Here is a 10,407-nt window from a genome sequence, read left to right as displayed (position 1 = left end):
CTATTTACTCAAGGTAGAGTTCGATTGCTTCTTGGATATTCTTTAATGCTTCGTCTACTGTTTCCCCTTCACTGAGACAACCAGGAAGAGAGGGAACATAGACAGTATATCCGCCTTCATCACTGGGTTCTAGTACAACCTTGAATTTCATAATTTCGCAAATCAACTACTTTTCTATTTTGAATCATTGATGGCGATCGCATTATCGCCTACCTCTACCACATCAATCCAAGAGTATCCTCAAAATTTTGAGTCTACTGAGCTATTAGCCTGGGAATTAATTAATTCCCAGGCGAGCTAGGAAGCTTAAAGTAAAGCTATTTATAGCTTAAGTTGACATAATTTATTTTTTGGAATTCTCTCAATAAATTATGCAAGCTGTTACATTCTTTCTAATACCTGAATTCCCAACAGCGATAAACCTAACTTTAAAGTTCTCGCCGTTAAATCGCACAGAACTAACCGAGATGTCCGCCAAGGTTCTTCTGCGCCCAAAACCTGAACCCCTTGATTGCGATCATAAAACTGATTAAATTTCTTACTCAGTTCATACAAATATTCACATAATCGATTGGGCATTAAGTCATGCTCTACAGTATTAATAACTTCATCGAGTTGCAGTAAATATTTTGCCAGTGCTAATTCTGTTTCATGTTCCAACAGAACTTTGGTATTTTCTCCCAACTCCTCAAAGTTAATCTCACCCTTACGACTAATTCCTTGAATTCTGGCATAAGCATACAGCATATAAGGAGCCGTATTACCTTTGAGATCCAGCATTTTGTCGTAACTGAAAATGTAGTTACTGGTGCGGTTTTGGCTTAAGTCAGCATATTTCACTGCACTAATACCAACTACCTCAGCAACCTGATTAATAAACTCTTCAGTTTCTGACCGTTGTTCTTCTTTCAATCTTACTTCTAAGTCTGCGCGCGCACGAGAAATTGCTTCATCTAACAAATCCCGCAACCTAACAGTATCTCCCGAACGGGTTTTAAATTTCTTTCCATCTTCCCCAAGCACCAAACCAAAAGGTACATGAACTAATTCCACATCATCAGGAATCCATCCGGCTTTACGTGCTACTTGAAAAAATTGGGCAAAGTGATTTGATTGTCCAGCATCTGTGACATAAATTATCCGCTTCGCTTCATCTTTTTGAATCCGGTAGCGTAATGCGGCTAAATCTGTTGTCGCGTAGTTATAACCACCATCAGATTTTTTCACAATCAACGGCAAAGGTTCACCTTCTCTATTAGTAAACCCATCCAAAAATACACATTTTGCGCCTTGGTTTTCTACCAGTAATCCAGATTTTTCTAAATCTTCCACAATTCCTGGTAGTAAAGGATTATAAAAAGATTCGCCCCGTTCTTTTACATCAACATCTAGGAAATTATAAATTAGCTGAAACTCTTGTCTGGATTGTTCGCACAGCAATTTCCAAGCATGGATTGTATCTTCAGCACCAGCTTGTAATTTGACAACTTCTTGTCTGGCGGTTTCTTGGAATTTTTCATCTGCATCAAACCGTTGTTTAGCTTTGCGGTAAAAGCTAACTAAATCGCCAATATCTAAAGCATTTGCAGTAGTTAAAGCTTCTGGATAAACCTCTCTGAGGTAGGCGATTAACATGCCAAATTGAGTACCCCAATCACCCACATGATTTAACCGCAAAACATCATGTCCGAGAAATTCCAAAATCCGGGCAATACTATCACCAATAATAGTAGAACGTAGATGCCCAACATGCATTTCTTTAGCAATATTCGGACTGGAAAAATCAACAATTTCTCGCTGTGGTGTTTTCGCAGTGGGAATACCTAAGCGCGAATCTGCGTGAATTGTGTTGATTTGTGCTTCCAGGTAAGTGGTTTTCAGCTTGAGATTGATAAACCCAGGCCCAGCAATCTCCGGCGCTTCGCAGATTTCTGACACATCTAGATTATCCGCGATCGCAGCTGCAATTTGTCTTGGTTGCTTTCCTAATCTTTTACTCAAAGATAAAGCCACATTCGCCTGATAATCTCCAAACTTAGGATTGCTAGCAGTCACCAAAATCGGATCTACTCCAGCATAATCAGCGCCAAACGCAGCCACCAAGGCCTGTGCAAATTGATGTTTTAGTTTTTCTTGTGTAGCGTTCATATATAAATGTTATCTGTGACAGGCGTAATGTGACTGTTGAAAGGTACATATTCTCAGGAGCTTGATTATTTTAACCTTAAAATATAGCCACCTACTCTAACTCAAGACTGTCATGGTACAGTACAATCCCCTTGACTATCTGCCATCCGCAGCAGAACTTCCCGACTCTGATGACACCCTGGTAGATAACGAACTCTAACACCTCATCCCTAATTTAATAACAGCGATTTTAGCTTGAGCATAGAATAACAGTGCTGACTGGTTTTTTGGTATCGATATGGGCATTTATTATGCACCATTACAACCGCCATTAGTACCAGATACATTTCTCAGCTTAGGAGTAGAACGCTTTGTAAAAGAAGAGGGGACGCTTAAGTTATGTCTTATGGGAAGAGGCGGGTACTCTTCCCATCTTAGCCTGAGAAGTCGTCTCCAAAACCTCTGGTATCAAAACAGAACTTACGCCAAAATCCCCAACATCGTTACACCAATTAAAAAAACAATGCCATAGTAGGAGCAATGGCAGTGCCATGCCCTCTAAAATATATTGATATGCCGCTTAACAACTTCCTTCCCAGATCAAAAGTTGTCTAGAAGCTGCAACAAAACAGTTAAGATGCTTTGGTGGGTAAAGGAAATGATCGTAGGCTAACGCCATCTGTCTAGCAGCCTCACTATATGCTACTCGACCGATTCCCGTACCTAAACCAGGACAAGCAATGGTATTAATTTTGTACTCAGCATCTTGGTTATGTTGTCGCACAGACAACAGCATAGCCCACATCGCTACATAAGGAATATCTGTCCCAATAATAGACATAGGAACTCGCATTGTCGGCGTGTGCGCTAAAAACGGATGTAATGGATAATCGGTTTCTACAATCATTGATGTTCCTACTGGCTGTTCGCCTAAATACCTTGTCAGTATTTGTTGCTGGACTTTTTCCATCAATGCACTACCAAAAAATTTGATAATGGCAGCATCTATCCCACCATCCATCATCCCAAATGAATTACCAGGACTAACTAAACAGTCATAGTTCGGTAACCACTCAAAGTAGTCATTAACGATTTCAACATTAGGCAAATAATAAAAATGTTCTTGAAATGCTGCTGCTAATGATGAATCGGGCGCTACTAATATCAGTTTCAAGCTTTATTCCTCCGCTTGAATACTTATTGTACAAGCATTCATTTTTCAGGCACCATTTATTCAGGAACTCATTGAGCAAAACCATCTGCCAAAAATGAGGCATTACACTGACTTTGCAGTAGGCTGATCGCAGCTATACTCAAAAACAAAATCCACCTGAACATAGAATTATCAGGTGGACTTGTTTAATATATTTTAGTGGATCCGAGCAGAGTCGAACTGCTGTCCAAATTGGGTATTAACCCTCCGCTCATTCACAGGTTTAGCCTATCTGACCCTCAAGGCGGGAATCGTTCATTATCCCGAACGTAGGATGCTCTGATTAAGTCTTAGCTAGCAAGCCAACCAGAGAACACTTGCTAGAGCATCCGTTGGGGTTGGTCTCTAGCCCTTAACGGAGTCAGGCTAAAGACGCTCGAACCAATTAGAGGTTTTTAGGCAACTGCTAGAGCAGGCTTACGAGCAAAGCTAACGATGTTATTCGCATTTACTTTTGTTTTGAGCCTTTGATTTGCGAGAGGAGACTCACTCTCGACCTGAATCACAGAGCAGCGTTCGCCAACCTGTCGAAACCGTGACGGACCCATGTGCTTCATACTCCAATTATAATACGCGGATTTTCAATTGTGTGTGCAGACAAAAAATTTGTCTGTAGTCAAAAGTCAATATTCCAGTAACAAACAATGACAGCCTTCACGGGTCATCTATAAAACAAAACTTTACCCTAAAACTCAAAATAGCCAACTGCTAACTTAAAACAACTAGCAATTGGCTATTTATGAGAAATCAACAATTGACAATTCCCTAAGTTAACGCTTCCGCACCACCCACAACTTCTAGAAGTTCTTGGGTAATTGCAGCTTGTCGAGCTTTGTTGTAAGACAAAGATAGGGTTCTGATCAATTCACCAGCGTTGTCACTGGCGTTGTTCATCGCAGTCATCCGTGCTGCTAGTTCGCTAGCTGCTGATTCTTGCAACGCCCGTAATAGCTGGTTGCTGAGGTATAAAGGCAACAAAGAATCCAGAATTTGTACTGGATCTTGTTCAAAAATCATATCGCGAGACAAAGGACGAACTTCAGTAGTGACTTTTTGGCGTTCTACTTGAAATTGACCGCCACGGGTTGTCAAGCGGAAGATTTCGTCATCTGCTGCTTCTAAACCTTGAGGATCTAAAGGTAGCAGGGTTTGTACCACCGGACGAGAACTAACCAAGGAGACAAATCGGGTGTAGATTAATTCAATGCGGTCTACACTTTCTGACAAGAACAAAGACAGTAACTCATCAGCGATTTTGTTAGCTTCGGCTGCGGTAGGAATTTGTTCTAGGCCGCTGTAGGTAGCATCAATAGGTTGATTACGGCGTTGAAAGTATTGGATTGACTTGCGACCTACCAACACAAATTTGTAATCTATACCTTCGGCTTGCAGTTCCTTAACGCGGTTTTCGGCACGACGAATGACGTTACTATTGTAACCGCCACACAGACCGCGATCGCCTGCGATAACCAACAGCCCTACTGTTTTAACTTCCCGCTTTTTCAACAGGGGTAAGTTGGCTTCTTCAAACCGCAGCCGGGTTTGCAAACCGTATAAAACTTGCGCTAGTTTATCAGCAAAAGGACGGGTAGCTAATACTTGCTCTTGCGCCCGGCGTACTCTCGCCGCCGCTACCAGCCGCATAGCTTCTGTGATTTTTTTGGTGTTTTTGACCGACTGAATGCGATCGCGTATTGCTTTAAGATTGGGCATAATTTTTCCTTAGTCTTTAGCCATTTATCTTTTGTCTTGTGTCATTAGTCACCAGTTTTCTACTAATGACCAATGACCAATGACCAATGACTAGTTACACTGTCGCCTTGAAGGTCTTTTTGAATTCGGTTAGCGCTTCCTTCAAAGCAGCTTCTTCAGCGTCACCTAATGCTTTGGAAGATTTCACTGCTTCAGCGTACTGAGGTTTGCCTGTCTTTAAGTAATCGCGGAGACCTCTGGTAAAGCTGGTAACTTTTTCTACTGGGATATCATCTAAATAACCGTTGATACCCGCATAGAGAACTGCTACTTGCTCGTATACAGACAGTGGGTCATTTTGGGGCTGCTTCAGGAGTTCCCGTAAGCGCTGACCTCGTGCCAATTGGTCTTGAGTAGCTTTATCTAAGTCAGAAGCAAATTGCGCGAAGGCTTGTAAGTCATCAAATTGTGCTAGTTCCAATTTAATCTTACCGGCAACTTTTTTCATTGCCTTGGTTTGTGCCGCAGAACCTACACGGGATACGGAGATACCGGGGTTTACAGCGGGACGGATACCAGCGTTGAACAAGTCAGAAGACAAGAAGATCTGACCGTCGGTAATCGAAATTACGTTGGTGGGGATGTATGCGGATACGTCACCGGCTTGGGTTTCGATGATGGGTAGAGCAGTCATGCTACCTTTACCCAATTCATCACTCAGTTTCGCTGCTCTTTCTAATAAGCGAGAGTGAATGTAGAATACGTCTCCGGGGTAAGCTTCCCGTCCGGGTGGACGACGTAGCAGCAAGGACATTTGGCGATAAGCTTGGGCTTGCTTGGAAAGGTCGTCGTAAATGACGAGAGTAGCTTTGCCTTTGTACATGAAGTACTCAGCAATGGTAGCTCCGGTGTAGGGAGCGAGGAATTGTAGAGTTGCAGGGTCACTGGCGTTAGCGGCGACGACTACGGTGTAGTCCATTGCGCCTTTGTCTTGCAGTGTTTGGACAACGTTAGCAACGGTGGAAGCTTTTTGACCAACAGCAACGTATACACAAACTACATCTTCACCTTTTTGGTTGATGATGGTGTCAATTGCGATCGCAGTTTTACCAGTTTGACGGTCACCAATGATTAACTCCCGCTGACCACGACCGATGGGAATCATGGAGTCGATAGCTGTAATCCCGGTTTGCATCGGTTCGTGTACAGAACGACGAGCAATAATACCAGGCGCAGGAGATTCAATCAAACGGCTTTCTGAAGACTTGATATCTCCCTTACCATCGATGGGACGACCTAAGGCATCAACAACTCGTCCAATCAAGGCTTCCCCTACGGGTACTTGGGCAATTCTGCCAGTAGCGGTTACAGAGCTACCTTCTTGAATTTCCCGACCTTCACCCATTAACACCGCACCCACGTTGTCTTCTTCTAAGTTTTGGGCGATGCCAACTGTACCGTCTTCAAATTCTAATAGCTCCCCAGCCATAGCCTTTTCCAGACCATAGATCCGGGCAATACCGTCACCGACTTGCAGCACGGTACCGACGTTAGCAACTTTGACATCTTGGTCGTATTGCTCGATTTGCTGTTGAATAATGCTACTAATTTCGTCAGGTCTGATTGAAATGCTCATGTGTCTAACTTTTTTTTTGGGAGACGGAACAGAGTAATCGGTTCACCGAAACTACTGAATTTCTATGAACTGCTTAAACGCAAAGAAAGGCGGCGCAACTGACCTCGTAAACTAGCGTCAATTACCTGCGAGCCTACTTTAATGATCAAACCACCAATTAAGTCGCGGTCGGTTTTGATTTCCAGTTCTACTTGGCGAGCATTAGTGATAGACAGAACCTTATCTTTTACAGCTTGTTGTTGAGCTTCTGTGAGGGGAACAGCTGAAGTCACTTCCGCTAATACGGTTTGATTCAGCTGGCGCAACAACGCTAAATACTGCTGTAAAATCTGCTCCAAGAAGAAAATGCGGCGTTTGTCTACCAGCAGATTCAAAAATTTGCGTAAGTAGGGATTTGCACCATCACCCAGTATTTGAGTGAGTACTGCTTTTTTCCGTTCAGGCTGAATAAACGGATTGTCAATTAAATTTTGCAGTGGCGCTGAATTTTTCAACAAATTCAGCAATGCTCGCGCATCTTCACCAAATCCTTCTGTCAGATTCTGGGATTGAGCGATTGACATCAAAGCCTGGGCGTAAGGTTGGGCTACTTCGGCTGTTTCTACATTACTTTTCATCAGCGTCCTCCCACCTGCGCGATACTGCGGTCAATTATTGTTTGTTGAACATCGTCAGCAATACCAGCCCGCAGTTCTGACTCGACTTTTTGCAATGCCAATGCAGCTACACGCTGCCGTAATTCGGTTAGCGCTCGCTCTCTTTCTGTATTCAAATCTGCTGCTGCTGTTTGTTTTAAGCGTTCCACATCTTGTGCTGCTTTTGCCAACACAGCGTCTTTCGCAGCTTGGGCGCTTTCTTCGGCAGCTTTGCGGATGCGTTGCGCTTCTGCCTGCGCTTGAGTTAACTGCTCTTGCGCCTGAGATAAAGAAGTTTGTGCCTCTTTTTGGCGCTTTTCTGCTTCCCGAACTGCGGTTTCAATTTTTGACCGTCGCTCGTTCAGGATATTGCTTAAAACTTTACGTCCGAAGTAGAATAATATGCCAACCAGAATCGCCAGGTTAATGAGATTGGTTTCTAATATGTCTAGGTTTAGACCGAAACCACCTTCTGCTGCGCCTTCTGCTAATTCAGAGTGTTCTGTGGCAAGTAATAAGAATGTGCCCATGTTACCCATCTACAAGTGCGCTGCTTGCTAATACGTTGTATTTTCCCGCAGGGAAATAAAGTTACTTAACCTCCGCAAAGGAAATAAAGTTGCTTAACTTCCCGAAGGAAAAAAGTGCCTTTTGCTGACACTTAATTAAGCGCTCTGGGTGAAGTGCCCATTTGCGCGTATGCTTTCACAGAACCTATACTGTCGCTTATCTAGCGAGAGTCGGCCCTAATAGTTTTTCTAGAATTTGTCTGCTTAGAGCATCAACTTGTTGTTCCAACTCGCTAAAAGCTCGTTGTTTTTGTTGCTCTATTTCAATAGCAGCGCGTTCTCTTTCTTGTTGAGCTTCCTGTTGCGCCTCAGCGATTTTTTGGGCAGTAATTTTCTTAGCTTCCAACTGAGCAGATTCTATAGTAGCTTGCGACTGCCTGCGAGCGTCTGCTAGCTGCTGCTCATATTCCTGGGTTAAGCGTTCGGCTTTAGCCAAGCGTTCTTTGGCTTCAAGGGTATTCGTTCGGATGTAATTATCGCGATCGTCCAGCACCTTGGTCAGTGGCTTATAGAAAATTACATTCAACAAAGCTGCTAACAACAGGAACTGCAATGCCATTAATGGCAAAGTAGCATCGAAATCAAACATTTCTCTCCTCTTTGGTTGGAGTAGCAGTTTTCATGGCTAGCAATAACATCCAACCGTTTATATTTTAGGAACCCTTAGCCAACAAGGGTAACTTACATCAGAACGATTCAATACCCAAAAGCTTTGAATTGTAGAGTCGTGAAGATTCACGCCTCTACATTCATAAAACTTTTAGGGATTAGGAAAATGGGTTAGCAAACAGCAATACTAGAGCGATTACCAGACCGTAAATGGTTAGGGATTCCATGAACGCCAAGGTTAACAGTAGAGTACCCCGAATTTTGCCTTCTGCTTCGGGTTGACGGGCGATACCTTCTACTGCTTGACCTGCAGCATTACCTTGACCGATACCAGGGCCAATTGCAGCTAAACCAATTGCGAGAGCAGCAGCCAGAACTGAAGCAGCAGAAACTAATGGATCCATGATGATTTTCCTTGCTTGAAGTACAGAACTAACAAAAGTAGGTTAACTAGTTAAGACGTGGTTTCCACGCTGCACCAAGTTCTCACAAATCGCGCTGGGCGATATTTTGAGCATCTAGGCTCGTCGGAACTGTGCTTATCTACTGAGAAGCTTTAATGATGCTCCTCATGCTCATCTCCACCATGTCCCTCTAAGGCCTCGTGAATATATGCCCCAGCTAGGGTAGCAAATACCAGGGCTTGAATGGCACTGGTAAATAAGCCCAAAGCCATTACAGGCAGAGGTATAAATAGAGGAACAAGCAGAACCAGCACCGCTACAACCAATTCATCCGCTAATATGTTCCCGAATAGACGGAAGCTTAGGGAGAGGGGCTTGGTGAAATCTTCTAGGATCGCGATCGGCAACAGGACAGGCGTTGGCTCAATATACTTTTTAAAGTAGCCCAAACCCCGCTTGCTAAAACCGGCGTAAAAATACGCCAAAGAAGTCAGCAATGCCAATGCTACGGTCGTATTGATGTCATTGGTGGGAGCTGCTAATTCACCAGATGGTAACTTGATTAGTTTCCAAGGGATGAGAGCGCCTGACCAGTTCGATACGAAGATAAACAAGAACAATGTGCCCAGGAATGGCACCCAAGGGCGGTACTCTTTCTCACCCAGTTGGTTTTTTGCTAGATCCCGAATAAATTCTAGGGCATATTCCATCAAGTTTTGGATGCCACGAGGAATTCTTTGGGCATTGCGAGTAGCAGCTAGTGAAGCTATTACTAGCAGGCCAATCACAAACCATGAGGTGAGAAAAACTTGCCCATGAATTTTCAGATTTCCCAGCTGCCAGTAGAAATGATGACCTACTTCTAACGAGGCGAGGGGAAATGTATTAAAGGCGTTTAAGACACTAAGCATTTGCATTCTTCAAGCATTTTCCCCAACGAGCGAGGATGGGAGTATTTTCTTTGTGAGCCTGACTTGTTAAGAATCAGGAAGAAACGCAGTTTGCACGGTGTAGACGAGGAGCGTGGCTTTGTAAGTTAGAAATCCCAAGAATATGGGCAAAATCTTTAGCTCATGCCATTGAGTTGCTAATACAATCAACCCAATAAATAGAGCAAAACGACTTTTACTCAGACGCTTTTTCTCACCACCGAGTCGCTCAACGTCTTTGGCCAGCATTTTTAAGTAAACCACACCTGTACACGCCCCAATCAAATAATTCAGAGCAATGTTCAGTGAATAAAAAATCCACACAGAGATAAAAACAATCCCTGCTATGACAAGTGTGATTACCAACAACTTCTGGTAGAGTTGATAGAACTCCTCCATAGAGTTTACTCGTTCTTCGTCCTCGGAACCAGATTGAGCATTTTGTGTTGTTGTTGGAGTCGATGCAGTTGATTCGTCTGACAAGCTCACGAGACTTGAAACCAGTACAGCTAAGGATGATGACTGCACATCCAGTCAGCTGAATCATATCACGATCTGGTAACAATACTTTAGAAAAAAACAATTAACTTCTT

The 10,407-nt window shown here is 43.3% G+C and carries 11 protein-coding genes, 1 other RNA gene and 1 pseudogene; 1 reads left to right on the top strand and 12 read right to left on the bottom strand.

Annotated elements, in window-relative coordinates; all coding sequences use genetic code 11:
• Positions 1–4: 4 nt before the first annotated feature.
• Together H6G41_RS04440 and argS are read right to left on the bottom strand one after the other, a co-directional pair.
• Entirely contained in the window at positions 5–151 is a 147-nt protein-coding gene (locus H6G41_RS04440) for a type II toxin-antitoxin system HicB family antitoxin (protein WP_190743934.1), read from the bottom strand.
• Between the two features lie 230 nt (positions 152–381).
• Complete coding sequence (gene argS / locus H6G41_RS04435) at positions 382–2,148, bottom strand: arginine--tRNA ligase (protein WP_190743932.1); 1,767 nt, start codon at positions 2,146–2,148, stop codon at positions 382–384.
• 112 nt (positions 2,149–2,260) lie between these two features.
• Here argS and H6G41_RS04430 point away from each other — a divergent pair.
• Positions 2,261–2,567, top strand: a pseudogene (locus H6G41_RS04430) (Uma2 family endonuclease); the annotation flags it as partial.
• 140 nt (positions 2,568–2,707) lie between these two features.
• Here H6G41_RS04430 and H6G41_RS04425 read toward each other — a convergent pair.
• The 10 genes from H6G41_RS04425 to H6G41_RS04380 form a co-directional block, all read right to left on the bottom strand.
• Positions 2,708–3,301 (bottom strand): macro domain-containing protein, encoded by a 594-nt coding sequence (locus H6G41_RS04425; protein WP_190743930.1) that lies wholly within the window; start codon positions 3,299–3,301, stop codon positions 2,708–2,710.
• Between the two features lie 196 nt (positions 3,302–3,497).
• Positions 3,498–3,886: a transfer-messenger RNA gene (gene ssrA, locus H6G41_RS04420) on the bottom strand.
• A 219-nt stretch (positions 3,887–4,105) separates the two neighbouring features.
• Positions 4,106–5,053, bottom strand: coding sequence for a F0F1 ATP synthase subunit gamma (locus H6G41_RS04415; protein ID WP_190743929.1), 948 nt, complete (start codon positions 5,051–5,053; stop codon positions 4,106–4,108).
• 94 nt (positions 5,054–5,147) lie between these two features.
• Positions 5,148–6,668 (bottom strand): F0F1 ATP synthase subunit alpha, encoded by a 1,521-nt coding sequence (atpA, locus tag H6G41_RS04410; protein WP_190743928.1) that lies wholly within the window; start codon positions 6,666–6,668, stop codon positions 5,148–5,150.
• A 62-nt stretch (positions 6,669–6,730) separates the two neighbouring features.
• Positions 6,731–7,285: an ATP synthase F1 subunit delta gene (gene atpH, locus H6G41_RS04405; RefSeq protein ID WP_190743927.1), complete on the bottom strand. Its 555-nt coding sequence runs from the start codon at positions 7,283–7,285 to the stop codon at positions 6,731–6,733.
• A complete protein-coding gene (locus H6G41_RS04400) occupies positions 7,285–7,842 on the bottom strand; it encodes a F0F1 ATP synthase subunit B (protein WP_190743926.1) in 558 nt (185 codons plus the stop codon). Before H6G41_RS04400 ends, atpH begins: the two co-directional genes overlap by 1 nt.
• A 187-nt stretch (positions 7,843–8,029) precedes the next feature.
• Positions 8,030–8,461 carry a F0F1 ATP synthase subunit B' gene (locus H6G41_RS04395; RefSeq protein ID WP_190634860.1) on the bottom strand — a complete coding sequence of 144 codons (432 nt, stop codon included), beginning with the start codon at positions 8,459–8,461 and terminating at the stop codon, positions 8,030–8,032.
• Between the two features lie 178 nt (positions 8,462–8,639).
• Entirely contained in the window at positions 8,640–8,885 is a 246-nt protein-coding gene (gene atpE, locus H6G41_RS04390) for an ATP synthase F0 subunit C (protein WP_008233924.1), read from the bottom strand.
• 152 nt (positions 8,886–9,037) lie between these two features.
• Positions 9,038–9,802, bottom strand: a complete 765-nt coding sequence (gene atpB / locus H6G41_RS04385; RefSeq protein ID WP_190546689.1) for a F0F1 ATP synthase subunit A — start codon at positions 9,800–9,802, stop codon at positions 9,038–9,040.
• 60 nt (positions 9,803–9,862) lie between these two features.
• Complete coding sequence (locus tag H6G41_RS04380; protein ID WP_190743925.1) at positions 9,863–10,303, bottom strand: ATP synthase subunit I; 441 nt, start codon at positions 10,301–10,303, stop codon at positions 9,863–9,865.
• Positions 10,304–10,407 lie beyond the last annotated feature (104 nt).

Source organism: Tolypothrix sp. FACHB-123 (assembly GCF_014697075.1).
GTDB lineage: Bacteria > Cyanobacteriota > Cyanobacteriia > Cyanobacteriales > Nostocaceae > Aulosira.
The sequence above is the reverse complement of the archived record's forward strand: the minus strand, read 5'-3'. Positions and strand labels throughout refer to the sequence as shown.